General features: G+C 71.6%; 18 protein-coding genes. 12 read left to right on the top strand and 6 right to left on the bottom strand.

Features of this window, described 5'->3' with window-relative positions:
* Positions 1–16 precede the first annotated feature (16 nt).
* From OG764_RS02620 to OG764_RS02605, 4 genes are all read left to right on the top strand, one after another.
* Positions 17–751, top strand: a complete 735-nt coding sequence (locus OG764_RS02620) for an SDR family oxidoreductase (RefSeq protein WP_328966725.1) — start codon at positions 17–19, stop codon at positions 749–751.
* A gap of 273 nt (positions 752–1024) precedes the next feature.
* Positions 1025–1558: a hypothetical protein gene (locus tag OG764_RS02615; protein WP_328966724.1), complete on the top strand. Its 534-nt coding sequence runs from the start codon at positions 1025–1027 to the stop codon at positions 1556–1558.
* A 224-nt stretch (positions 1559–1782) separates the two neighbouring features.
* Complete coding sequence (locus tag OG764_RS02610; protein ID WP_328966723.1) at positions 1783–2877, top strand: GNAT family N-acetyltransferase; 1095 nt, start codon at positions 1783–1785, stop codon at positions 2875–2877.
* A 264-nt stretch (positions 2878–3141) separates the two neighbouring features.
* Complete coding sequence (locus OG764_RS02605) at positions 3142–3357, top strand: DUF6243 family protein (protein WP_328966722.1); 216 nt, start codon at positions 3142–3144, stop codon at positions 3355–3357.
* A 141-nt stretch (positions 3358–3498) separates the two neighbouring features.
* On the opposite strand, the gene OG764_RS02600 is transcribed toward OG764_RS02605, so the two are convergent.
* Positions 3499–4728 carry an MFS transporter gene (locus OG764_RS02600; RefSeq protein WP_328966721.1) on the bottom strand — a complete coding sequence of 410 codons (1230 nt, stop codon included), beginning with the start codon at positions 4726–4728 and terminating at the stop codon, positions 3499–3501.
* 275 nt (positions 4729–5003) lie between these two features.
* On the opposite strand from OG764_RS02600, the gene OG764_RS02595 reads away from it, so the two are divergent.
* Genes OG764_RS02595 through OG764_RS02575 form a run of 5 tightly spaced genes read left to right on the top strand, consistent with a single transcriptional unit; the run spans position 5004 to position 9689 of the window.
* On the top strand, positions 5004–6557 hold the full coding sequence (locus tag OG764_RS02595; RefSeq protein ID WP_328966720.1) for a condensation domain-containing protein: 1554 nt from the start codon (positions 5004–5006) through the stop codon (positions 6555–6557).
* Positions 6554–7510: a diiron oxygenase gene (locus OG764_RS02590; RefSeq protein ID WP_328966719.1), complete on the top strand. Its 957-nt coding sequence runs from the start codon at positions 6554–6556 to the stop codon at positions 7508–7510. The genes OG764_RS02595 and OG764_RS02590 overlap by 4 nt, the downstream gene beginning before the upstream one ends.
* A complete protein-coding gene (locus OG764_RS02585; RefSeq protein WP_328966718.1) occupies positions 7497–7808 on the top strand; it encodes an acyl carrier protein in 312 nt (103 codons plus the stop codon). Before OG764_RS02590 ends, OG764_RS02585 begins: the two co-directional genes overlap by 14 nt.
* Positions 7795–8670 (top strand): aminoacyl--tRNA ligase-related protein, encoded by an 876-nt coding sequence (locus OG764_RS02580; RefSeq protein ID WP_328966717.1) that lies wholly within the window; start codon positions 7795–7797, stop codon positions 8668–8670. The genes OG764_RS02585 and OG764_RS02580 overlap by 14 nt, the downstream gene beginning before the upstream one ends.
* Complete coding sequence (locus OG764_RS02575; protein ID WP_328966716.1) at positions 8667–9689, top strand: agmatine deiminase family protein; 1023 nt, start codon at positions 8667–8669, stop codon at positions 9687–9689. Before OG764_RS02580 ends, OG764_RS02575 begins: the two co-directional genes overlap by 4 nt.
* 124 nt (positions 9690–9813) lie before the next feature.
* On the opposite strand, the gene OG764_RS02570 is transcribed toward OG764_RS02575, so the two are convergent.
* The 3 genes from OG764_RS02570 to OG764_RS02560 all read right to left on the bottom strand — a co-directional run bounded on the left by OG764_RS02570 (position 9814) and on the right by OG764_RS02560 (position 13962).
* Complete coding sequence (locus OG764_RS02570; RefSeq protein WP_328966715.1) at positions 9814–10971, bottom strand: hypothetical protein; 1158 nt, start codon at positions 10969–10971, stop codon at positions 9814–9816.
* An 11-nt stretch (positions 10972–10982) separates the two neighbouring features.
* Positions 10983–12047 carry a gluconolaconase gene (locus OG764_RS02565; protein WP_328966714.1) on the bottom strand — a complete coding sequence of 355 codons (1065 nt, stop codon included), beginning with the start codon at positions 12045–12047 and terminating at the stop codon, positions 10983–10985.
* A gap of 502 nt (positions 12048–12549) precedes the next feature.
* A complete protein-coding gene (locus OG764_RS02560; protein ID WP_328966713.1) occupies positions 12550–13962 on the bottom strand; it encodes an aminopeptidase P family protein in 1413 nt (470 codons plus the stop codon).
* 179 nt (positions 13963–14141) lie between these two features.
* Here OG764_RS02560 and OG764_RS02555 point away from each other — a divergent pair, with 179 nt between their 5' ends.
* Both OG764_RS02555 and OG764_RS02550 read left to right on the top strand, forming a co-directional pair.
* On the top strand, positions 14142–15125 hold the full coding sequence (locus tag OG764_RS02555) for a helix-turn-helix transcriptional regulator (protein WP_328966712.1): 984 nt from the start codon (positions 14142–14144) through the stop codon (positions 15123–15125).
* A gap of 231 nt (positions 15126–15356) precedes the next feature.
* Positions 15357–15959 carry a hypothetical protein gene (locus tag OG764_RS02550; protein WP_328966711.1) on the top strand — a complete coding sequence of 201 codons (603 nt, stop codon included), beginning with the start codon at positions 15357–15359 and terminating at the stop codon, positions 15957–15959.
* Between the two features lie 170 nt (positions 15960–16129).
* On the opposite strand, the gene OG764_RS02545 is transcribed toward OG764_RS02550, so the two are convergent.
* Complete coding sequence (locus tag OG764_RS02545; RefSeq protein ID WP_328966710.1) at positions 16130–17083, bottom strand: helix-turn-helix domain-containing protein; 954 nt, start codon at positions 17081–17083, stop codon at positions 16130–16132.
* Positions 17084–17174: 91 nt separating this feature from the next.
* Between OG764_RS02545 and OG764_RS02540 the strand changes: the two genes are divergently transcribed.
* Positions 17175–21398, top strand: a complete 4224-nt coding sequence (locus tag OG764_RS02540; protein WP_328966709.1) for a S8 family serine peptidase — start codon at positions 17175–17177, stop codon at positions 21396–21398.
* A gap of 616 nt (positions 21399–22014) precedes the next feature.
* On the opposite strand, the gene OG764_RS02535 is transcribed toward OG764_RS02540, so the two are convergent.
* Positions 22015–24210, bottom strand: a complete 2196-nt coding sequence (locus OG764_RS02535; RefSeq protein WP_328966708.1) for a trehalose-6-phosphate synthase — start codon at positions 24208–24210, stop codon at positions 22015–22017.
* Between the last annotated feature and the right edge of the window lie 12 nt (positions 24211–24222).

The following is a 24222-nucleotide window of genomic DNA, read 5'->3' as shown; positions in this document are numbered from 1 at the left end:
GAGGAGTGGGGCAGGTATGAGGAACGAAGCCAAGGTCGTGGCCATTACCGGAGCCAGCAGCGGGATCGGGGAGGCGACGGCTCGGCGGCTCGCTGCCGACGGCCACCGGTTGTTCCTGGGCGCACGGCGCACCGATCGGCTCGATGCGCTGAGCCGGGAGATCGAGGAGGCGGGTGGCACCGCGGCCTTCCGGCGGCTGGACGTCACCGACGCCGCCGATGTACGGGCCTTCGTGGCCGCCGCCCGGGAGCATTGCGGCCGAGTGGACGTGGTGGTCAACAACGCCGGGGTGATGCCGCTCTCGCCGCTGGAAGCGCTGAAGGTCGACGAATGGGACCGGATGATCGACGTGAACGTGCGAGGCGTGCTGCACGGGATCGCCGCTGCCCTGCCCGTGATGCGCGCCCAGGGCGGCGGGCACTTCGTGAACGTCGCCTCCGTCGGTGCGTACGAGGTGTCGCCCACCGCGGCTGTCTACTGCGCCACCAAGTTCGCCGTCCGCGCGGTATCCGAAGGCCTGCGCCAGGAGTCGGACGGCTCGGTCCGCGTCACTCTGGTCTCTCCGGGCGTGACCGAGTCCGAGCTGGCCGAGGGGATCTCCGATCCTGTCGCCAGGGAGGCCATGAAGGCCTATCGCGCCGTGGCGCTGCCGGCGTCCGCCATCGCCGAGGCCATTGCCTACGCCGTCGCTCAGCCGGCCGGGGCCGACGTCAACGAGATCGTCGTGCGTCCCGCCGCGAGCGCCCGGTGACCTCCGGGAAGTACGAGGACCCGCTGCGCCGACTGAGGGTCCTGCGGGACGCCCCATTTGCCCCGTTGGGAGCCGTGCTAGAGCGAAGGTTCGGATAGGGCGGTCGTCGTATTCCCGCGCGCGTCGGCCGTCCGGTCACCGAGGATGGGTCCTGTCATGACGGCGCGCGTCCATCAGTGCCCCTCGCCTTCCCTTCCCCGTTCGACCACGGGGTCCGGAAGAGGCGTCGCGCGCGCTGCCGCGTTCGCCGTGGTGGCGGCCGCGCTGGCGGCCGTGGGGAACCGGCTGGTGTTCGGGGGCATGCTGTCGGCGACCGCGTGCCTGGTCGCCGTACCGGTGCTGTTCGCCGTGGCGCTGCCGCGGGCCGGGCGACAGCGCTCGCTGAGCACCGGCCTGAGCGCCATGGTCCTCGCCCAGGCGGCCACCTGCTGGTGGCTCGGGCACCTCGGCGACGCCCCGACCCCCTCCGTGGCCCTCGCTCACGACGGCCCGTGGGGCGTGTCGTACGCCGCGCTGACCCTCGTCGTCGGCTGGGCCCTGCACGCCGCCGAGATCTCCTGCTCGTGGCTGGGGACCGCGGTACACGACCGGCTCGATCACCTGGCCGTACGCCTGCGGTCCCTCTTCGTCCCGTGGACCGCGGCGAACGGCCCGCAGGACCCGCGGCCCCCCGTCGGCCGCGAGCGGCGGGACGGGGGCGCGTCACCGCACGAGGTACTGCTGGCCGATGCGGTGGTACGCCGGGGCCCGCCCGGCTGGTCCGCCGGCCCGAGCCGGTCCGGGGAACCGGCCGTCGCCGGGCCGTAGCCGCCCGCCCCGGCCCTCCGGAATCCGCCCTCACAGCCCCGGCGCCCGCCCCGGCCCCCGCCGGATTCCCCCCTCACAGCCCCGGCGCCCGCCCCGAGCGGGGACCCGGCAGGGACAGCGCCCTGCCCGTGCGCCCACGACCCGCCGCGCGCCGCCCCGCCGGGTCACGGCACGCCAGCCGCGCGCCGCGACCCGGCGGGCCCTCAGACAACCCAGGAGCTGCAGTGACCGCACAGCGCATCGACGTGATGCACCCCGCCGACATGAGTGCGGCCGACGTGGCGCTGTGGGGCGAGCTGCGGGCCGGCACGGCAGCCGTCGCCAACCCCTTCATGAGCCCGGAGTTCTGCCGGGCCGTCGGCAGCGTCCGGCCGGGCGCCCGCGTCGCGGTCGTGCGCCAGGACGGCGAACCGGCCGGATTCTTCCCCTTCGAGCGCGGCCGGTGGGGCCGCGGCCGCGCCATCGGCCTGGGCGTGTCCGACTGCCAGGGCGCCGTGCTGCGCCCCGGCGTGAGCGTCGACCCGCACGCGCTGCTGCGCGCCAGCTCGCTGTCCGTCTGGGAGTTCAACCACCTGGAGAGCGGCCAGGACCTGTTCCTGCCGTTCGCGACGGGCCGGTTCGCCTCGCCCGTCGTCGACCTCGCGGACGGGTACGCCGCTTACGAGAGCCGGCTGCGGGCGGGTTCCCGTACGTTCCTGAAGTCGGCCCGGGCGCAGGAACGCCGCCTGGCACGGCAGGTGGGGCCGCTGCGCTTCGTCTTCGACGAGCGGGACCAGGCGGTCCTGCGGGCGCTCATGGGGTGGAAGTCCGCCCAGTACCGCCGTACGGGACGGCGCGACCGGTTCGCCCAGGAGTGGATCAGCGGGCTGGTGCGCACGCTCGCCGGCACGGACGCACCCGCCTGCTCGGGCCTGCTGTCGGTGCTCTACGCGGGCGAGCGGCCCGTCGCCGCGCACTTCGGTCTGCGTTCGCGCACCGTCCTGTCGTACTGGTTCCCCGCCTACGACCGGCGCTTCGACACGTTCTCCCCGGGACGGCTGCTCGCCCTCCGCCTGATCGAGGCGGCCGCCGACGCCGGCATCGGCCTGCTCGACCTCGGCCGGGGCGACGCCGCGTACAAGGACTCCCTCAAGACCGGCGACCTGACCGTCCACGAAGGTGCGGTCCTGCTCAGGGCCCGGCCCGGCGCGGCTCTGCACTGGCTCAGCCGCGAACCGTCGAGTGCCGTTCGGAGGTTCGTACGAGAGCGGCCGGGGCTCAAGGCCGCGGCCGTACGGACCCTCCAGTCGGTCGGGAGGATGCGCGACCGCCGCTCGTGACGCAGGGCGGTGCACGCGAGGGGCGCAGCAGCGCTGCCGCCCCGGGAGCGCCCGCGCGGGCACTCGCCGGAGGCCCGGCCGACGCCGGTCCGGCGAAGAACCTGGTGTGCGGGGCCGACGGAGTCGGGTAACGTCGTGGTCATGTTCTTCCAGAGGCCGATTTACGAGTGAGAGCGTGACGGGCCCTGCTGACGCCCTTCGACGTCGCCGCCCGTCCCCCACCGATGAATCCGTAGATCACTTCACATCATTCCGGGAGAACCAATGACCGTGAGCAAGAACATCAACAACCCCGTCGGCCAGGGCGGCGGCCAGCGCAAGAAGCAGTCCCGCGCCGAGCGGCAGAACAACGGTCCGCACCGCAACCTCGACCGCCAGAGTGCGGCCGACCAGAAGGCGGAGCTGGTGCGCAAGATGCGCGAGAAGGCGGGCGCGGCCGGCGACGCCGCACAGACCGGCGACGACACCGCACAGAGCTGACGCACCGCCGCCGCAGGGCGGCACCGCACGGGGCAGGGCCCGGACCGCGACGCGCGGTCCGGGCCCTGCTGCCGTACCGGGGGCGCGGCTGTGATGTGCGGGGGCCCGGCACCGGCCGGGCCCGGCGGGCGGGCCCGAGAATCACACCTCGATGCCGTTGCGCCCCGGCGCCGCAGCGGCCGGCGCCCCGGCCCGCTCCGCCTCGGACCCGGACCCGGCCGCGGGCAGACCGCGCGGCATCCGGCTCGCGCCGAGCGTGATGAACAGGGCGACGCCGATCGCCGTGGCGATCCCGGTGCGCAGCGAGGTGGCCTCGGCGACGAAGCCGATGAGGACCGGGCCGACGAGCAGCCCGGCATAGCCGATCGCCGACACCTGGGCGATGGCGGCGTCCGAGCGGCCCGGGACGAGGGCTCCGGCCAGCGACATGCACAGCGGCACCACGATGCACACGGCCAGTCCCGTCAGGCCGAACCCGGCGATGGCCCAGCCCGCGGAAGGCGCCACGACCACCAGGAGCACTCCGGCCGCGGTCGCTGCGCCCGCGGCCGCGAGGAGCGAGCGGCTGCCGAAGCGCAGGCGCAGCCGGTCGCCGAAGAGCCGCCCGGTGAACGTGGCGACCTCGTAGAGCGGGTAGGCGAGGGCGGCGACGGCCTCGGTCGTGTGCAGCTCCCGCGTCAGCAGGAGGCCGCTCCAGTCCGCCACCAGCCCTTCGAGGAGGAGCGCCATGAAGGCCACGGCGCCGATCAGGTAGACGATGCCGGGCAGCTTGCGCCGCTCGTCGGCTTCCTCCTCCTCGGCCGGCTCGTCGAGGTACGTCCAGCCCACCGCCAGGGCGAGGGGGAAGGCGACGGCGGCGACCCCCAACACCGAGGCGGTGTACGGGACGTCGAGTGCGGCCAGCAGCACGGCGAGGAGCCCGCCGGCGACCGCACCGGCGCTCCACCCGGCATGGAAGCCGTTCATCAGGGGGCGCCCGGCGCGCCGTTCGACCAGGCTGCCCTGGGCGTTCATCATCGCCTCGGCGATGCCGGAGGTCACTCCGAAGCCGGCCGCCGCGGTGAGTAGCACCGGAAACGAGGGGCTGAGGCCGATCAGACCGACGGAGACGGTGACCAACGGCGTGCCCACGCGCAGCAACAGCCGGTTCCCCAGGGCCGCGACGAGCCACCGCATGCACTGCATGGTCACCGTGGCCGCGACGCCCCAGGAGAGGATGACCAGCCCCACATCGCCGGTGTCCAGGCCCAGTTTGGCGGCCAGGCCGGGCAGTCTGGCCGCCAGGATCCCGTTCACCACGCCGACGAGGGCGAACGTGGCGATGACTCCTCTGTGGGCACGCCTGAGGGTGATTGCCGGGTCACTGTGCATGGTCAGTCTTCCTGTGCGCGCTCCGCCCAACTGCCGGGCACTGCACGCCGGCACGGCAGGCATTCCTTCTTGATCAGAAGTGTGCCGGAAGACTTGCGCTGATTACTAGATCATCTCGTAGGATCTTCGCATCGGCGGGTCGGGGGGAGTGGGACAGGTACGGCTGCGATCAGCAGTCTTTGACACCTTGCACATCGCATCCCCCCGCTTTCCCGTGATCCAGCCGACACCGCGGCGCCCCGACTAGGCCTGCCGCGCGAGTGAAGGACGAAGGATTGAACTCCCCACTGAACGACCCCGCGTCGCGGGGCTCCGCGAGCGACGACGACCACGCAGGAACACCCCCGGACGCCCTGGCCGACGGCCTCACCAACGCCGACCGGGACCACAGCGGACAGCCCCTCCCCGCCCGGGTGCGGCGCGCCCCCTTCAAGGGCGACCGCGCCGTCGAAGCCGGACTGACCTGGAGCCAGCAGGAAATCTGGGCGCTGATCGAAAAGGCGGCACCCCACGACCACGTCTACAACGTCGTCGAAGAGTTCCGCGTGCCGCCCGGCGTCCGCCCCACCGAGGACGAATGCCTCGACGCCCTCTCCTTCCTCCTCTCGCGCCACGAATCCCTGCGCTCGGTGTTCCCCGCGAAGCCGGGCGGCCGGGTCGTGCAAAGAGTGCTGACCGAAGGGGAACTGCCCGTCGAGTTCGTCGACACCCCGACGACCACGGGCGAGGAAATCGCCGCACTCAAGGCCTACTTCGCCACCCGGCGGTTCGCGTTCGCCGACGAACTCCCCCTGCGCCTGGTCCTTCTGGTCACCGACGGCCGGGTGTGGGGCGGCGTGTACGTGTTCTCGCACATGGCGGTCGACTGGTACGCCCTGCAACACCTGGCCGTCGAGGTGACCGAGTACTTCCGCAACGGCCGCACGCTGCCACCGCTGCCGCCGGACGCGATGACCTCGGCAGGGCTGGCCGCGTGGCAGGAGTCGCCCCCGGGCATCCGCAAGCGCGACCGCACCCTGGCCCACGTGGCCTCCCTCTACCGGGACCGGCCACCCCTCGCGCTGCCTCCCGCGGTGGCGGACCTGCCCGAGGAGTCGGCGTACCGACAGGCCTCCCTCCGCTCACGCGCCGCCCACCACGCGGCCACCCGCATCGCGGAACGCACCGGCCAGAGCGTGGCGGCGGTCATCGTCGGCGCCACGGCCCTGCTGCTGCGGGACCTCACCGGAAGCAACCGCGTCGACCTGCACCTCACGAGCTCGCAGCGGTTCGGCCGGGACAGCCGCACCACGATCGCCACCCTGATGCAGGAGACCTACTTCTCGGTGGACCTCGTGGGCGCCGACCTGCTCCAGGCGGTCAAACGCTCCTGGCTGGCCGCCATCACCGCCTTCCAGAACTCAGGATGCGACGCCGACAGCATGAACCGGCTGCTCGCCGACCTGGGCGGCGGCCCGGACGCACCGCTGACGTTTTCGTACTGCATCAACGACCGGCGCACCCTGCCCGCGGACACGGCCGTACGGCGGGACGTGTCCGCTGCGGATCTGCTGCCCCACACCGCCTTCACGTGGCTCCCGGTCACCGAGGAGGAACCCTTCTACCTCATCGTCGACGACGGCGAGGACGAGGGCCTGGACGGCGGCGAGGGCGGCGGTGCTCACCTGGAGTTCTCGCTGACCTGCGACGTCCGGCACGTCCCCGAGGCGGTCATGGAGACCTTCCTCCGTGATCTGGAGCGCTCGCTCGTCGCGTTGGCCGACTCCGACTCCGGCTCCGGCATCGGCGCCGACGCCGGCAGCGACACGGGCTCCGGCTCCGACGCATGACCGCGGCCGCCGAACCGGCGGCCGCCAAGCACCACCACCAGTACCAGTACCAGTACCAAGCGAAAGATCGCATTACGATGGACGATTCCGGCTTCAGCACCATGCTCGCGCGACTCTCCGAGAAGTCGCGCGACGACTACTACAACCCGTACACCAAGTTCTCCTGGCCCGACACCGTGCCCGAGGACCAGTGGTGGATGAACCCCGACTACCTCACCGTCTCCGGCACGGGTCTGATCGACGACGAGAAGACGCTGAAGGCCCTCGCACGGTACGAGACGGTCAACTTCTTCAGCCTGCACGTGCACGGCATCCGCGAGCTGATGATCGAAGTCGCGAAGCGCATCCACACGCCCGACTTCGCCGACTACAACGAGTACCTGCACCACTTCATCGGCGAAGAGAACGCCCACATGTGGTTCTTCGCCGAGTTCTGCTACCGGTACACCGGCGGGATCTACCCCGAGGCCGCGTCCCCGCTCCGCCGTGAGGGGTTCGGCGACCTGTGGGACGACGTGATCGTCTTCTCCCGGATCCTCATCTTCGAAGAGATCTTCGACTACTACAACAGCCGCATGGGCAAGGACCCGTTGATCCCGGACATCCTCCGCGAGATCCACTCGGCACACCACCACGACGAGAGCCGCCACGTCGCCTTCGGCAAGCAGCTCGTCAAGCGCCTCTACGACCGCGCCCTGGCCGCCGACCCGGGCCGTCGCGACGAGATCGAGAAGTACGTCAAGGACTACATGACGTACTCCGTGCGCAGCCTCTACAACCCGCAGATCTTCCGTGACTGCGGCGCCGAGAACCCCCTCGCCCTCCGCAGGCAGGCAATGTCGCACCCCGTGCGCGAGGCCTTCCACGTCAAGCTCATGGCGCGCGTCGACCGGTTCTTCGTCGCCAGTGAAATGTTCAGCACGTCTTGGGGGACCGACCATGTCAGCGCTTGAGAACGCCGAGTCCACGAACGCGTCGGCCGCAACGCACGCGTCGGCCGCAACGCACGCATCGATGGAAACCGTCCTCGACTTCCTCCGGAAGCTCAACGCCTCCGTTGACACCATCGCCTGGGACCGCGACCTCATCGAGGCCCGGATCCTCGACTCGCTGGCCTTCGTCGAGTTCCTGCTGCTCATCGAGGAACTGACCGGCGAGCCCGTCGACCTCGCCACGACGGACGTCAACAACTTCCGCACCCTGGAACGCATCAACGCACTGCTCACGGAGGCCGGCCATGCGCACGTCTGATCCCGGCCTCCGCGCGCCCGTCGACGTCACCGACGGCCTGGTCACCCTCGGCCCCGAGGCGGTCCGCCTCCGGACCGCACTGGACGCGGTGTTCACCGGCTGGGCCGCTGCCGCCGACGCCGCCGAGGTCCTCTACCCGCCGCTCATCCCGGTCGCCGACCTGGCCCGCTTCGACTACTTCACCAACTTCCCGCACCTGGTCCTGGCCGCAGCGCCGGTCAACACGGACGCGGCCGCCGACCTGCCCACGCACCCGGCGGAGCCCGGCACCACCCTCGGCGGCCACCAGCTCGCCGAGGCCGGCCTCGTGCTGCCCTCGGCCGCCTGCTACAACGCCTACCTGTCCCTGTCCGGCGCCCGGCTGGACGAGCCGGTCAGGTTCACCACCATCGCCCAGTGCTTCCGGCGCGAGACGCACTACGAGGGCCTGCGCCGCCTGCACGGCTTCACCATGCGCGAGATCATCGCCGTCGGCGACGCCGGAACCGTCAAGGACCACCTCACCGCCCACAAGGCCCTGATCCTCGACTTCGCCGCCCACGTGGGCCTGGACCTGACGACCGAGGTCGCGACGGACCCGTTCTTCGACGCAAACGGTTCCCGGGCCGTCATGCAGCGCCTCTTCCCCACCAAGGAGGAGTTCGTCGCCGACGGCGGCCTGGCGATCGCCTCGGTCAACTACCACCGCAACTTCTTCGGCGACCGCGCCGACATCGCGTACGCCGGCGAGCAAGCCCACACCTCCTGCGTGGCCTTCGGCATCGAGCGCTGGCTGCACGTCCTCGCCGCCCGCTTCGACGGCGACTGGGACGCCGCCGAGGAGGCCGTGAGGTCGTACCCCGCGGGGAGGCAGGCGCCGTGACCGGGCTCCTGATGCCGGCCGAGTGGGAACCGCACGAGGCCTGCATGCTCGCCTGGCCGCCCCACGCGTCGCTGTGGGGCGAGAGCTTCGCCGACGTCGAGCGGGAGTACGCCGCGATCGTCCGGGCCATCGCCGCCTTCGAACCGGTGACCGTACTCGTCCTGCCCGGCCAGGCCGAACGCGTACGGGCCCTGTGCGAGGTCGACATCACCACGGTGGACATCCCCATGGACGACGCCTGGCTCCGTGCGACCGGACCGATCGTCGTCCACGGCCCGGAAGGCCGCATCGGTGTGGACTTCCGCTACAACTCCTTCGGCGAGCGGTTCCACCCGTACGCCCAGGACGACCGGATCACCGAGCGTCTGCTGCCCGTCCTGGGCATCGACCGCCGGGCCACCATGACGGTCCTCGAAGGCGGAGCCATCAGCGTGGACGGCGAAGGGACCCTGATCGCCACCGAGCAGTGCGTCCTGAACGCCAACCGCAACCCCAGGCTCGGCCGCGCCGACGTCGAGGCCGAGTTCGAGGCCCTGCTCGGTGCCACCAAGGTGATCTGGCTGCCCTACGGCCACCTCGCCGGCGACACCGACGGGCACGTCGACCACGTGTGCCAGTTCATCGCACCGGGCCGCGTCCTGGTCGAGGCGTGCGGCGACGCCGCCCGCCCCGACCACGCCCGGCTGAAGGCCAACCGCGCCGTACTGGAAGCCGCCACCGACGCGGCCGGACGCAGCCTGGAGATCCTCGAACTGCCTCCCCAGCAGCCGGTTCGGGTCCACGGCCAGGACGCGGTCGTGAACTACATGAACTTCTACATCGCCAACGGCGCAGTGGTCATGCCGCTGGCGGGCACGAGCAGGGACGACGAGGCGCTGGAAGCGGCCGCCAAGGCGTTCCCCGACCACCGCGTCGTCGGCGTCGAGGCAACCACCCTGGCCACCGGCGACGCCGGCATCCACTGCATCACCCAGCAGCTCCCCGCCCCGCGCCCCGCGGCAGGGGCGACCGGCCGCTGAACACCCGCACCGGCCGGAGCCGAGCCGCCCCCGGGCAGCCCGGCTCCGGCCGGTGCGGGCCGAGGCCCGGCTGCTCTCCTCGGCGCGCCCGCGGCCGGTGGACAGCCCTACGGCCGCCACAGCCCTACGGCACGAGCTTGCCGACGCCGCCCAGGGCCTGGGCGGCGCGCTGGTTGATCTGCCACAACTGGCCTTCGACGTTGCTGACGTAGATCCAGCCGTTGACGGTGTCCAGCGCGAGCCCCGCGCAGGTGCCCAGGCCGGAGGCCACCACGCGCTGGGCGCCGTCGGCGAGGGTGATCTCGTACAGACGGCCGTTCGCGTGGTCGATGGCGTACGCCCGGCCGGCGCCGTCGAGCTCCACGCGGATGGTGGTCGCACCGGTGAGGGCGGTCACGACGCGGTGGGTGCCGTCGGCCAGGTTGATCTCGTAGAGCTTGCCGCTGCCGTCCTTCTGGCCGGCGTAGGCCTTGCCCTTCCCGTCCAGTGCGATGCCGCCGAGGCCCGAGCCCAGGCCCGTGGCGATCGTGACGTTCTGTCCGCCCGCCAGGCCGACCTCGACCACCTGCCCGGTGCTCCAGCTGGCCACGTAGGCCTTGCCGGCTCCGGTCAGCGCCACGCCGTACGCGCCCGGGATGTCGGCGATCTTGTGGGAGGAGCCGCTGGACAGGTCCACCGCGAGCAGGCGCCCACCGGTGTAGTCGGTGGTGTACGCCGTGCCCTGCCGGTCCACCTCCACATCGCCGATGTCGCCCAGGGCGCTCGCGGCCACGCGCGTGGCGCCGGTGCCGACCTTCACCGCGGTCAGCTTCTTGCCGCTCCGGTCGGCGACGTACGCGGTGTCCCGTGCCGGGTCGACCGCCAGGCCCTCGGACGCTCCCAGACCCGTCGCGAGGAGGGTGTGGCTCCTCTTGTTGCCGATGAGCTTCGCCACGTCTTCGAGCTTCGGCATGTCCTCGTCGCTGATGCTCACCTTCGGTGGTCCGAACGCCTTCGTGGTCGACGAGGCCATGGTGGACGTGGCGCTCGGGTCCTCCGAGACCTGGCGCTGCGCGGCGGCCATGCCCTGGGCGTTGTGGAAGAGCGGATCGAGGAAGCCCATGACGTCGAAGGCCCCGTGCGCGGTCTGGCGCACGAGCCACGGGTCGCGCTCGCTCTCCATCTTGCGCACGGCCTCCGAGACGTCCCCGGCCCCCGGCGTCCCGTCGTTGAGCTTCTGGGCGGACTGCTCGGCGGAACCGGCCTCGTCCCCGCCGTTGTCGAAAATGTTCTTGAAGGACATGGGCTTCACTCCTAGAGCGGCTGCTTCTGGTTCTGGTAATCGAGCACTTCCGGCTGGAACACCCTGTGTTCGCCGGCGCGGACGGCGACGGTCTCGGCCGTCCCCTTCTGCATGAACCGCTTTTTGTCGTCGGCCAGGTCGAAGCGGCTGTTGTCGAGGGCGGATTCGCCGAGTTTCCATGCGATGACCTTGGAATGCTTCGGCTCGGCGCCCTGCTTGGCGGGTTCTTTGACCTCGACCGGGACGGGATAGTACAAGGCGACCCAGCCGCCGAAGGTGACGGGGAATTCGTAGTCGAACTGGCGGATCTGACGCCGCGTCGTGGCCATGACGTCCGCCCGGCTCATGACGTCGAAGCTGACCGACGAGATGTGCTTCCATTCGGTGGTCAGCGAACCGCTGATGGATCCGGTGATTCCGAGCGCCAGTTCTCCCCACAGCTCTCCGGTGCCGGTGACGGAGCTGGTGGCCTTGGTGGCGCTCGTCGCCTCCGTCTGGGACTCCGTGTTGACGCCCTGGTTGTCCTTGCTGTTGAGCAGGGTGGTCTTCTGGTACTGCTTCATCTCCATGCTCTTCTCCAGCTGTTGCTGGAGCGATGCGATGGATTTCGCCCCGAAGGTGAGTTTCACCTCTCCCTGGAGCGACCAGCTGATCGTGTTCGAGATCGAGAACTCGACCGTGTCCGTCACCGTGATTTTGATCGGGTCGGTTCCGTTGATGTACGTCTGCTTGGAAATCATGTCGGGGGGAGGCTGCTGGATGTCGCTCCGCTCCTCGATCACGGGTACGCCGACGTTCATGAAGGCCCGCCAGCCGCGCTCGCGCGCGGTCTGCTCGTCCTGCGGAAAGCCGCCGTAGCGCACCGTGTTCAGGGAGAACCCGATGGGGTCGATCTGCTTGCCCCCTCCCTGGGGCGTCCGCTTGAACAGGTTCCTGAGCCGGTTCCGCTCCAGGATGCCCACGGCCCTGGCGGCGATGTCGAGTTCCTCTTGGTTCCGGCTGGTCAGCGGGTGCCGCATGAATACGTCGTTGATGTAGGCCGTGCCCACATCGTTCTTCGCGCTGCTTTCGCCCATGGCTTCATCCCTCCCTGCGTCGCAGGTCGGTGACGCTACGCATCAGTAGGCAGGGTGCGCAGCGAGGGGTACCGGCCACCTGTTCACAACCGGACAGATGTCGCTGACCAGGCACATGATCACATTCGGGCATGGCGCGTTCTCGGGCCTGCCTGCCGCCCGAGGTGCGGTGTTGCTTGATCACTTGAGGTCAAGATCGCGGACGCGGCGCGGCGGCGGAGGGAGCGGTCGGGTGTACGAGGTGTCCGGATCCGTGGCCCTGCCGGTGCCTCGGCGTAGTCGGGCCGTCACTTCCGGCTCGATTTGATCTAGGTCGAATGTTCGACTCCGCCACTCGGCGGCCCGGCCCGGCGAGACCTTCCGAGGAACCTGCACGACAGGGCCCCAAACGGCTTCAAGGCCACCGCCTGGCAAGCGGTGGCCTTGAGCGCCGGGGATCACCCGAGGGCGGTGCGTGCGACCTGTGCGGGTCGCGGTGGCGCGGTGGCGTGGTGTCGTGGTGTCAGCCCGCGAAGCGGGCCATCCAGGCCTCGACCTCGTTCGAGGTGCGCGGCAGGCCGGCCGACAGGTTCTCGTGGCCGTCGTCGGTGACCAGGAGGTCGTCCTCGATCCGGACGCCGATGCCGCGCCACTCCTCGGGCACGGTCAGGTCGTCGGGCTGGAAGTACAGGCCGGGCTCGACCGTGAGCACCATGCCCGGTTCGAGGACGCCGTCGACGTACTCCTCGGTGCGGGCCTGGGCGCAGTCGTGGACGTCCAGGCCGAGCATGTGGCCGGTGCCCGCCATGGTGAAGCGGCGCTGGAGGCCGAGCTCGTACGCGCGGTCGACGGGGCCCTCGATGAAGCCCCACTCGACCAGTCGCGCCGTCAGGTGGCGCTGGGCGGCCTCGTGGAAGTCGCGGTACGGGGCGCCGGGCTTCACCGCGGCCATGCCGGCTTCCTGGGCCTCGTACACCGCGTCGTACACGGTGCGCTGCACGGGGGTGAAGGTGCCGTTGATGGGGAGGGTGCGGGTGACGTCGGCGGTGTAGAGGGAGTGGGTCTCCACGCCGGCGTCGAGGAGCAGCAGGTCACCGGGGCGCACCGGGCCGTCGTTGTCCGTCCAGTGCATGATCGTGGCGTGGTCGCCGGCGGCGCAGATCGAGCCGTAGCCGACGTGGTTGCCCTCCAGGCGGGCCCGGCGGAAGAAGGTGCCCTCGATCCACCGCTCGGACGAGGCGACCGCGCGGGAGAGCTCGCCGACGCAGTCGGTGAACCCGCGGACGGTCGAGTCGACCGCCTTGCGCATCTCGCCGATCTCCCAGGCGTCCTTGACGAGTCGGAGGTCGCTCAGTGCCTGCTCCAGCTCGGCGTCGCGCTCCTCGTCGGTGGTGACGGCGGCTTCGAGGGCCGGGTCGATCCCGCGGACGATCCGGGTCGGCACGCCGGAGCCGGCGGCCAGGTCCTCGGTGACGGTGCGGACGTCACGGCAGGGCAGTCCGAGGACCACCTCGGACTCCGCGAGGGAGCGGCGGCGCCCCATCCACAGCTCGGCCGTGTAGCCCATCCAGAACTCGTCGTCGTCCCGGCTGTCGCGGGGGAGCTGATAGCAGTACGCGTCGTGGCCGCCGTCCGCGCGGGGTTCGAGGACGAGCGCGCCGTCGCGGGCCTGGTCGCCGGCCATGTGCACGTAGCCCGAGTACGGACGGAACGGGTACGTGTCGTCGTTGGAGCGGTACTTGAGGTTCCCGGAGGGGACCACCAGGCGCTCGCCGGGGAAGAGCGCGGAGAGCGCGGCGCGGCGGCGGGCCGCGTACGGGGCCTGCTCGGAGGGCTCGAGCCCGTGCCGCTCGGTGTCCGCCCATCCCGTCCGCATGAGGGCGGAAAGCTCTTCGGAGACGCCTCCGTAGAGGCCGTTCTTGCGACCCTGCGCCACGTCCTGCACCTTCTTCCGGGTGAGTTCTGGTGAATTCTGGTGAGTTCTCCGCCACCGGTCGTCGGCGGCAACCGGACGTTACTGCGCCGCGGGCCCGCCGGGTGCCGAGATCGGACAGTGGCACGAATCGGCCACCCCTGGTCGGCGAGGGCGGACCGGAGGGGCCGATAATGCGGTTCATGGCGAACGCGAAGCTCAGTGAGGCACTCCGACTTCTGGGGGTCGGCGATGAGGCCCGCCGGGTCTACATCCGGCTCCTGGACCTCGGCCCCGCACCGCTGAGCGCCATCGGTTCCGCGGCGGGTCTCGGGGGCGCGGAGCTCTCCGCGGCGTACGGCCAGCTCGTCGACGCGGGCCTGGCGAGCGCGGCCGCGGGGGAGCGGGACGTGGTGGCCCCGGTGCCGCCCGCCGCAGGCCTGGAGATCCTGGGCCGGCACCGGGCCGCCGAGCTCGACGAGTCGCGGATCACCGTCGGGGGCGCGTTCGAATCGTTCCGGCGGCAGCGGCTCACCGCGTACACCGACGACCTCGTCGAGGTCGTCACCGGCGACGCCATCGGCCCCCGGAGCCGGCAGGCCTGGGCCAGCGCCCGCGAGCAGATCAGGCAGTTCGACTCGCCCCCGTACACCCTCATCCCCGGCGCCACCGAGGACGCGCTGGCCACGCTGGCCCGGGGGGTGACGCAGCGCGTCATCTACTCCCAGGCGTCGCTGGAGCACCCCGACATGATGAGGACGGTCATCGAGCCGTGCATCGAGGCGGGCGAGCAGGCCAGGGTGCTGCCGTCGGTCCCGGTCAAGCTCCTGATCATCGACGAGGCGTACGCCCTGGTGTCGCTGTCGATCCGGGAGGCGGACGTGCACAACAGCATGCTGGTCGTGCAGCCGTGCGGGCTGCTCTCGGCCCTCGTGGCCCTCTTCGAGCAGGCCTGGCAGAGCGCGCTGCCCTTTCACGGCCGGACCGCGCGGCCGGCCGGACTCCTGCCTGCCGACCGGCGCCTGCTGCGGCTGCTCGCGGGCGGTGCGAGCGACGAGGTCATCGCCCGCGAGCTCGACGTCAGCCGCCGTACGCTCTTCCGCCGGATCCAGGTCCTGATGGCTCGCCTCGGCGCCACGAGCCGGTTCCAGATGGCGCTCCAGGCCCAGCGCTCGGGCTGGCTGTGACCCGGTCCCCCGGGGCCGGCCAGGTCGAGTGGAACGCGGGCACGACATCAGCCACCGGCCGGACGTGGGTGGGCATGTTCAGGTCAAGTTGCAGGTCAAGTGGCGTCTTCACGACCCTGACACAGGACATCCGCAGGACCTCCCCACTAGCGTGATGCCCGCTTCACCGCTTGAGCCCCCCGACCAGCGGGCACCGAAGCATGCCCGCCGCCAGGACTGGAGTGAATCACCATGCACCTCCGCCACGTGTGGAAGCGCCTGACCGGTGCGGTCGTCCGCCGCGGTACGGGCGCCACCATCGGCGCGCTCGCGCTCATAGCCGGATTCGTCTTCGCGGGCACCGCCGCGGGCACGTCGGACGCGGCCGCCCAGCCGGCCGGCCGGGCCGCCGCCGGCCAGTGGGCGTGCGCCGGCGCCGCCATCCCGAACGGATGGGTCCTCACCGCGTACGACAAGAACGGCTGTAGCGGCTGGGGCTCGTGGTACCAGCAGCCGGCCGCGGACGGGCTGTACACCTGCGGCGGCTCGCCGATCGTCTCGGGGTACGTCGTCACCGACTACGTCCGCCTGGGTTGCAACGGGGTCGGCTCCTGGCGGCACAACCTCCCCAAGGACGGGATCTGGACCTGCGGCGGCTCACCGATCGTCTCGGGCTACGTCGTGACCAACTACCTTTCCTACGGCTGCAACGGGGTGGGCGCCTGGCAGCACAGCATCGCGCGGGCCGGCCTGTACACCTGCCCCGGCTCACCCATCCCGTCGGGCTTCCGCTCGACCAGCTACATCGCCTACGGCTGCAACAACCAGGGCGCCTGGCTCCTCGTCCGCGCCTGACCTCCGCCGCGCGCCGGAGGTGCCGCACCACGTGCGGTGCCTCCGGACGACGTGCTGCGCGAACGCTCAGCGCCCGGCGGGTGACGAACGCGGGTGTACGGCAGTGTTCAGCGTCTGATGGGGCACGGGCGCGGGAACGGGCAGCACGGGCCGTGCCGATCGTTTCGGAATCAGATCCAGCCGCGGCGGGCCGCGACGACGCCGGCCTGGAAGCGGTTCACCGCGCCGAGGAGTTCGTGGAGGCGGCTCATGCGCCGGCGCATGGTGCGGACCGACCAACCGAGCTGACGGGCGATGGCCTCGTCCTTGAGACCACTGACCAGCAGGGTGAGCACCAGGCGATCCTCCTCACCGAGCGGGTCCTCGGCCGGGACGTCGAGCGGCAGGGCCTGTTTCCAGCACAGCTCCCAGTAGTCGGTGAGGGCGTCCAGCAGGGTGGACGGGCGGATGACCGCAGCGCGCACGCCGTCGAGGTCCAGGGAGAGCGGCATCAGCGCCAGCCGGCGGTCCGCGATGGCCAGTTTGATCCGCAGGCCCGGCATCACCCGGGCCTGCTCGCCGTGGCGCACGAGTCCGCGGATGTCCTCGAGCACCCCCGGCCACTCCAGCGCCTCGGGGGCGTAGACCGCGCGGTAGCGCACGCCGCGCCCCAGCGCCGTGCTCTCCACCGGGTTGGAGGTGGTCAGTGCGTACGGCGGCCGGTCCAGCGTCATGACGTCCTCGCGCGCCTCCTGTTGGAGGCGGACGAACCAGCGGCCGAGCGCCTCGCGGCCGGTGGCGATCTCCACCTCGTCCTCCCCGGCGGTGCCGGACTGGGCCGCCGCGAAGAGGCGGGACAGCTCACCCGCCGCCGAACGGACCCGGTCCAACTCCGCGGCCCTGGTGCGCACCAGGGACTCGACCGCCGCTCCCGGCTCGATCGCCGCGTACCGGCGGCGGACGCCCGCGAGTCGCCCGACCAGGCCTTGGTCGTGCAGCCGGTCCAGCGCCCTGGCGGCGCGGAGGGGGGAGCAGCCGAGGTCGGCGGCGAGCTCGGTCGGGGCCGCCGTACGCCGGGTCAACACGGCCCGGTAGACGCTCTCGTCGAACGGATCGATGCCTGCGGCGGTGAGATCGTTCGTCATATGCGGATACTGGCCCACTTGTGCCAGCGGCAGCAATGGGCCGCCGGGATTTGTTGTACGGAGAGTGACTTCGGGGCTAGGACTTCTCCCCATGGCCAAGAACGCACGTAGAAGCCGACGCCTGGTGGCCGTCACGGTCACCACCGTCGCGGTCGCCGGGACGCTCACCGCGATGCCCGGCACCGCGACCGCGAAGTCACCCGACCCGAACCAGAGGGTCATCGTCGAACTGTCCGGGGAGGCCGCCGTCGCAGCCGCCCCCGGCGGCTCGCTCACCTCCACGGCCGCCGGCACCACCTCCGCCGTCGGCGACGCCCGGCGGGCCCTGGCGGCACGGCAGGACGCCTTCGTCGGGACGGTGCGCAAAGCCGGACTGCACCCCGCCTCACCCCGCAGACTCGGCCTGCTCGTCAACGCCGTGGCGATGACGGTGCCCGCCTCCGAGACGGCGCGGCTGGCCGCGCTGCCGGGCGTCATCGCCGTCCGGCCCGACACCCGGATGCAGGTGCGCACGGACACCAGCGTGCCGCTGACCGGCGCGCCCGAGGTCTGGAAGCGCAAGGACCCGGCCGGGGTGAGGGCCACCGGCAAGGGCACCGTCGTGGCGGTCCTGGACAGCGGCGTGGACTACGGCCACCCCGACCTGGGCGGCGGCTTCGGCAAGGGCCACAAGGTCGTCGGCGGCTTCGACTTCGCCAACGACGACAACGACCCGATGGACGACAACGGTCACGGCACCCACGTCGCGGGCATCATCGCGGGCAAGGCGGCCAAGAAGGGAGGCGTCACCGGCATGGCGCCCGGCGCTCGCCTGCTGGCCTACAAGGTCGTCGGCGCCGACGGCAGCGGCTACACCTCCGACATCATCGCCGGCATCGAGGCGGCGGCCGACCCGGCCAACCCCCACCCTGCCGACGTCATCAACATGAGCCTCGGCGGCCCCGGTGACGGCACCGACCCGCTGGGCCGCGCGGCGACCGCCGCCGTACGGGCCGGAGTGGTCGTCGTCGCGGCGGCGGGCAACGAAGGGCCCGGCAGCGGCACCGTCAACACTCCGGCGTCGGCCGACGGCGTCATCGCGGTCGGCGCCTCCACCAGCGGGGTGCGGATACCCAGCGCCTACCTGGCGGGCAAGGAACCCGAACTGATCCAGACGTACCGGGGCATCCTGTCCGCGAACCCGCCCCGGAAACCGGTCACCGCGCCGCTCGTGGACGTCGGCGAGGGCACCGCCGAGGACTGGAAGCGGGTCGGTGACGTACGGGGCAAGATCCTGCGGGCCGACCTTCTCGTCGCGCCCAGCACGGACGTGCTGAGCCAGAGGGACATCGACTGGGCACGCGAGGCCGAGAAGCGCGGCGCGCTCGCCGTCCTCGGCGGCCTCGCGGCCCACGACGGACCCGTGCTCGCCGCCACCCCGGGCACGGTCGAGGCCCCGGCGACCCCCGCCCGCCCCGACTTCACCCGGACCGCCGCCTCCGGCGACTCGCTGCGCATGGACCGCCTGGTCGTCATGGGCATCGACACGACCCAGTACGCCCAGCTGAGCCGTGAACTGGCCGCCGGCAAGGTGTCCGTGACCCTGCGCGGCACCGACTCCACCGACGAGATCGCCTCGTTCTCCTCGCGCGGACCCGGCACCGGCTTCGGCCTCAAGCCCGACCTGGTCGCACCCGGCGTGGAGATCCGCTCCGCGATCCCCACCTCGATGTACGGGCCCGGCGTCTACCGCATGTCGGGCACCTCGATGGCGAGCCCGCACGTCGCCGGAGCCGCCGCCCTGCTGCGCCAACTGCGCCCGGACCAGGACCCCGACGCGATCAGGTCCGCACTGGTCGGCACCGCGAAGCAGCTCGCCGGCACCGGCCCCACCGTCCAGGGCAACGGACGGCTCGACGTGGCCGCCGCGGCGTCGGCCACCCTCAGCGCCTCCCCGACGACCGTGTCGTTCGGCCTCGCCGACCTGACCGACAGGAAGGTCGGCGGCACCGCGAAGGTACGCCTGGCCAACCCCGGCAAGAAGCCGCTGACCGTCAACCTCGCCAGCACCGGACCCACCACCGTCTCCCCGGCGCGGGTCACCGTCCCCGCCAGGCGGTCCGCGACCGTCACCGTCACCCTGCGCGCCGACCGCCCGGCCACCGACACGGAGATCAGCGGCCGGATCACCGCCACCCCCGCGCGCGGCCCGGCCCTCCGGGTGCCGTACCTGCTCGTCGTCCGGCACCTCGTCGTCCAGGCGTCCCCCGACCCGAGCGACGGCCGCTCCACCGTGCACGTCGCCGCCCCGGCCGCCCTGAACGCGCCGCCGGAGATCAGGGTCACGCCGCCGCACGGCAAGCCCTTCACGCTTCCCACCACCATGAACGGCGCCGGCTACTACCAGGCCGACGTGACCGGGAAGGCGGCCGGCGCCTACCGGCTGGCCGTGCGGGCCACGACCACCGACGGCCGGCGGATCACCGGAAGCGGCGCCTTCGAGGTCACCCCCGCCGGCAGCCGCGGCAACCGCTGGGAGCCCATCGGCCCGAACAGCGAGGCCGGCCACGTCGCGCTCTCGCCCGCCCGGCCCAAGCAGGCCGTCGTGACCCAGTTCCGAAAGGCCGCCCCCTGGCTGACCACCGACGGCGGCGCCAACTGGCGCCAGGTGGGCAGGCTGCCGATCGCCGACGGCAACGGCACCGGAGCGCTCGTCGTCGACGCCCACCGCCCCGACCGCTGGTGGTACGCCGTGAACGCGGCCGCCGACCCCACCCGCCGGGGCACGATCCTGCGCACCGACGACAACGGCCGCACCTGGCGCAAGCTCGACGTGCCCGACGCGCACATCGACGAGTTCGTCGCGGACGAGCGGACCCGGACCCTCGCCGCGATGGTCGACGGCACGCTGCTCGTCAGCACGGACGCGGGCGACACCTGGGCGACGTACCCCACCGGCGTGACCGGTGACGTCCGCGACGCCACCCTCGTCGGCGACACCCTGTACCTGGCGACCTTCGACGGCGTCTGGCGGATCGACGGGGTCGGCAAGGGCGACCCCGGTACGGCGCACCTCCTCCTCGACGAGCCGGTGAACAGCATCCGCGGCATGGCGGCCGACTCCACCGTGGTGGCGGCCTACGTCCCCGGCACGGGCATCCGCGGCTCCTACGACAAGGGCCGCACCTGGTCCACCCTGCTGCCCCTGGCGGAAGGCGGCAACGGACTGTCCGCCTCCGGCGGCGACCTGTACCTGCGCGCACTGTTCGGCGCCGGGCAGGTGAGCCGTGACCACGGCAAGACCTGGAAGCCCGTGCGCGCCCCCTCGAAGGCCGCCATCGCGATGGACTACGACCGCTGGGCCGACGGCTCGGTGACCGTGTCCAGCGAGCAGGACGGCCTGTACCGCGGCTCGGCCGACGGCACCGGCTACCGGAGGATCGGCGTCCAGGGCCTGACCACCCTCGCCCTCGCGGCCAGCGGCGACCAGCTGCTCGCCGGAACGGTGAGCGGCACCTACCGCACCACGATCCCCGTCGCCGGCCCGGAGTGGGGCCAGTCCGGGGGAGAGGGCATGACCGGTCGTCTCACCTCGCACATCGCCGTCTCGCCCAAGGACACCAAGGTGGTGTGGCAGGTCCGGCGCACCGCGACCGGCCTCTTCGTGGTCTCCCGCAGCGGTGACGCCGGCCGGACCTGGAAGGTGAAGGGCACGTCGTCGGAGATACCGACCTCGATCCTGGTCCACCCGGCCGACCCGAACCGGGTGGCGATCAGCTTCAGGAGCATCTTCGGGGACGGGCTGTTCTCGACGTCCGACGGCGGCACGACATGGAAGAACCTCTTCCACGAGAGGTCCTTCGGTGCCATGGCCGGTGACCCGCGCGATCCGCGGCGCCTGTGGCTCGGCAACGCCTCGGGCCTCTACCGGTCGGACGACGGCGGCGTCACCAAGACCAAGGTCGCCGAGGGCCCCGTCTCCGCGATCGTGATGGACGGCCGGCGCCTGGTCGTCGGCGGTTCGTCGGTCCGGGTCAGCACCGATGACGGCAAGACCTTCCGCACCGCCGACACCGGCCCGCTCGCGGTCCACGTCTCGGACCTGCTGCGGGTCGGCGGAGCGCTCTACGCGGCCACCACCGGCTCGACCGCGTCCGGACTCGTCCAAGGCGGCCGGGGCGTACTGCGCAGCACCGACAACGGCCTGACGTGGGAGAACATCTCGAGCGGTCTGCAGAACACCGACACCACCAAGCTGGCCGCCGCCCCCGACGGCCGCACGCTCTACGTCGGCACGGTCGACGGCGGGGTACACCGCCTGAAGCTGCGCCGCTGACCCACCCGCGCATGACGAATGCCGCCGTGTGACCGGCACGTCCGTATCACCGGCACGTCCGTACGGCCGGAGCAGGGACGTGACCGGCGCCGGCATGCGACCGGAACGAGCGCCGACCGGTCCCGGAATTCCCGGGCCCGGTCGGCGCTCGTTCGCGTGGTCGGGTCGAGGGCGCGCTGCGCGACGGCTCCCAGGCGCCGGAGGGCACGTTCGTCTACGCGCTGAGCGGGAAGCCGCTGACGGGCGGTCCCGGCGGGGCCCGGTCCGCCGGAACCGCCGGCCATTGACCGGCGTCGCGCCGGAACCGTGGGACAAGCCGAGTCTGCGGTCAGGGGGTTAGACCTGGTGGGGCCGATGCCGTGCTGGTTGAGGCATCGCGGCGATCGCCGCGGCGACTGCTTCGCTGCGCCATACGAGCATCTGTATGCCGGACATGTAGGAGTGGGTGCCGCTGGTGAGGTGGCCCAGGGCAAGGAGCGATGGCTGGGGCCTGCCGTTCCGGTCGACGAGCCGTCCGGTCCGGTTGGCGGTGACGCGGCATCAGCCCGCGCGTTCCGGCATCAGACGGGCGGCTTGAAAATGGCGGACCAGGGGAATCGCAGCCGGCGTTGCCGCGTCATGGTCCGGTTGCCGAAATCGTCCTCCCGGTGTTGGCCGTGAGCCCCGTCGCCTGCTGCGCCGGTGTTCGGAAGGGCGGGCCTGGTGGCTGTCCGGGCCTCGCGCCGATGGCCGCGATCACTGCGCGGGCCCAGTCGACGGGTGGGGCGGCGTCGAGCAGGTGAATCAGGTGGGCCGTGTTCGCCATGCGATGAGACGGGGCCATTGTCAGCGCGGTGTGCAGGGCGTCGACGAGGTCCTGCGGGTCGTGGGGGTCGGTGAGCAGTGCCGCGTTCCCGAGCTGCTGAGCGATACCGGTGTGCCGGGAGAGGACGAGGACGCCTGCACGTTCGGAGGCGGCTTGAGCGGTGAGGTATTCCTGGGCGGTGAGGTTCATCCCGTCCGCCAGGGAGGTCACCCAGAAGACGTGGGCTGCCAGGTAGTGGTCCATGACCTCGGCGAAGGGGAGCGATCGGGGGATGTATTCCACCGGCTGCCATTCACCGGTGCTCCATCGGGCATTGAGGGTGTCGATGGCCTGCTCGAGTTCGATGCGGGTCGTCTCGTAGGCACGGATGCCGGGCTCGGGTGGCGGGCACACGAGCCGCAAGCGCAGTCGGCCGCGCAGCTCTGGTTGCCGCTCGAGGAGGGTCGCGAGGGCGCGGACCTTGTGAACGGGCGCTTTGGCGTAGTCCAGGCGTTCCACGGACAGGACCAGCAGGCTGTCGTCAGCGGTGACGCGGGGGGTGCGGGAGCGCGCCAAGGCTGCGACGACTGCCTGGTCGATGCCCAGGGGATGGACACCGGTGCGCGGCACGGTGGTGCTGTCTTGCAGGAGCTGGTGGAAGTGGTCGGCGAAGGCGGCCGTGTGGAAGCCCGCCCAGTCCAGTTGGACGAGGGAGGTGCGCAGCTGTTCGGCGACGGGCAGGGCACGGAAGACGTCGGGTGGGGGGAACGGGGTGTGGTGGAACAGGCCGATGGTCAGGTCCGGCCGGGCGCGCTTGAGGAGGCCGGGGACGAGCCAGAGGTTGTAGTCGTGCAGCCACACGGTTGCGCCGTGGGCGGCGTGGACGCTGATGTGGTCCGCGAAGGCGGCGTTGACGTGCTCGTAGTCGGCCCAGTGGGCCGGGTCGTGATGGATGAGGTGGGGCTGGGACATCAGCGCCGGCCACAGCGTTTCTTTGCAGGCCCGGTGGAAGTACCCGGCCCAGCGGGACGCCGGCACGGGCAGAAGCGCCATGGGCAGGCGGTCGGGGAAAGAGGCGGGCCAGGAGTCGTGGCCTTCTGCGGTGACCGCGGCGGCCCACACGGCGTGCAGGTCGCCGTCCTTGTTCGTGCTGCCGAGGATGGATGTCAGGGTGGGCATGATGCCGTTGGGGCTGGAGGGTTGTTCCCATCGTCCTTCGCTCCAGCGAGCAGGCGCGCGGTGGTAGCCGATGACGACAGGTGAGGACGGCTCGACCCAGTTGAGGTGCTGCAGCGTTGAGAGGATGGCGGCGGCCCCGTCGAGGTGGGAGCGGTGGATCAGGGGGCCTTCGGGGGCTCGCTCGGTGAGGGCCGCCTCGGCGTTGCCCACGATGACGCCGTGGGAGCGGAGGTGGAACAGCGACAGGTCATTGAGCGAGTCACCTGCAACGAGCAGGCCGGACAAGGGCCATTGGTGCTTGTGGATGAGCTGCCGAACGGCTGGTCCCTTGCCCGCGCGCGGAGGCAGGACGTCGAAGTAGCGTTCTTCGCTGTAGGACCAGGAGCATCCCATGTTCTCCACTGCCGACGTGAGGGCGCCGGTCAGCCCTTCGGGAGCCAGAAAGAACGAGCAGCGCCCATCCTGCGCGACGTTCTGGTACGCGAGTTGAGGAAAGCCGCGCAGCGCTTCCCGGACGGCTGCGTGCCCGGGCCATCCCATCCGCAGGGGGCGTTCCAGCGCGTCGATGTGGCTCATGTCGGTGGCGTCGATGACGCTGGCACCGACGTCCGCGACGATCCACCGGGGTGAGGGGAGCAGCGGGTCCTGCCGCAGCAGCGCCCGTACAGAGTTCAGGCTGCGGCCCGTGGCGAAGACGACGGTGATCTCCGGGTGACGCTCCAGGGCCCGGCGCAGCTGCAGACGGCTGTCCTGGTCGCCGCCCAGCAATGTGCCGTCGAGGTCGGCGACCAGGACTCTTTGGCCCGCAGGGACGTGTCCGCCACGGGCCCGGCTTTCGCGGTAGTTCATGACAGCCTCGGT

The sequence above is a fragment of the Streptomyces sp. NBC_00239 genome, from assembly GCF_036194065.1.
GTDB lineage: Bacteria > Actinomycetota > Actinomycetes > Streptomycetales > Streptomycetaceae > Streptomyces.
Note: the sequence above shows the minus strand (reverse complement) of the source record. Positions and strands in the feature narration are given on the sequence as shown.

What these genes read in the sequence shown, in the direction of transcription:
- OG764_RS02620 (WP_328966725.1), top strand. Translation starts at nt 17, where the DNA reads ATGAGGAACGAAGCCAAGGTCGTGGCCATTACCGGAGCCAGCAGCGGG.
- OG764_RS02605 (WP_328966722.1), top strand. Translation starts at nt 3,142, where the DNA reads ATGACCGTGAGCAAGAACATCAACAACCCCGTCGGCCAGGGCGGCGGC.
- OG764_RS02600 (WP_328966721.1), bottom strand. Translation starts at nt 4,728, where the DNA reads ATGCACAGTGACCCGGCAATCACCCTCAGGCGTGCCCACAGAGGAGTC.
- OG764_RS02590 (WP_328966719.1), top strand. Translation starts at nt 6,554, where the DNA reads ATGACCGCGGCCGCCGAACCGGCGGCCGCCAAGCACCACCACCAGTAC.
- OG764_RS02585 (WP_328966718.1), top strand. Translation starts at nt 7,497, where the DNA reads ATGTCAGCGCTTGAGAACGCCGAGTCCACGAACGCGTCGGCCGCAACG.
- OG764_RS02580 (WP_328966717.1), top strand. Translation starts at nt 7,795, where the DNA reads ATGCGCACGTCTGATCCCGGCCTCCGCGCGCCCGTCGACGTCACCGAC.
- OG764_RS02570 (WP_328966715.1), bottom strand. Translation starts at nt 10,971, where the DNA reads ATGTCCTTCAAGAACATTTTCGACAACGGCGGGGACGAGGCCGGTTCC.
- OG764_RS02565 (WP_328966714.1), bottom strand. Translation starts at nt 12,047, where the DNA reads ATGGGCGAAAGCAGCGCGAAGAACGATGTGGGCACGGCCTACATCAAC.
- OG764_RS02555 (WP_328966712.1), top strand. Translation starts at nt 14,142, where the DNA reads ATGGCGAACGCGAAGCTCAGTGAGGCACTCCGACTTCTGGGGGTCGGC.
- OG764_RS02550 (WP_328966711.1), top strand. Translation starts at nt 15,357, where the DNA reads ATGCACCTCCGCCACGTGTGGAAGCGCCTGACCGGTGCGGTCGTCCGC.
- OG764_RS02545 (WP_328966710.1), bottom strand. Translation starts at nt 17,083, where the DNA reads ATGACGAACGATCTCACCGCCGCAGGCATCGATCCGTTCGACGAGAGC.
- OG764_RS02540 (WP_328966709.1), top strand. Translation starts at nt 17,175, where the DNA reads ATGGCCAAGAACGCACGTAGAAGCCGACGCCTGGTGGCCGTCACGGTC.
- OG764_RS02535 (WP_328966708.1), bottom strand. Translation starts at nt 24,210, where the DNA reads ATGAACTACCGCGAAAGCCGGGCCCGTGGCGGACACGTCCCTGCGGGC.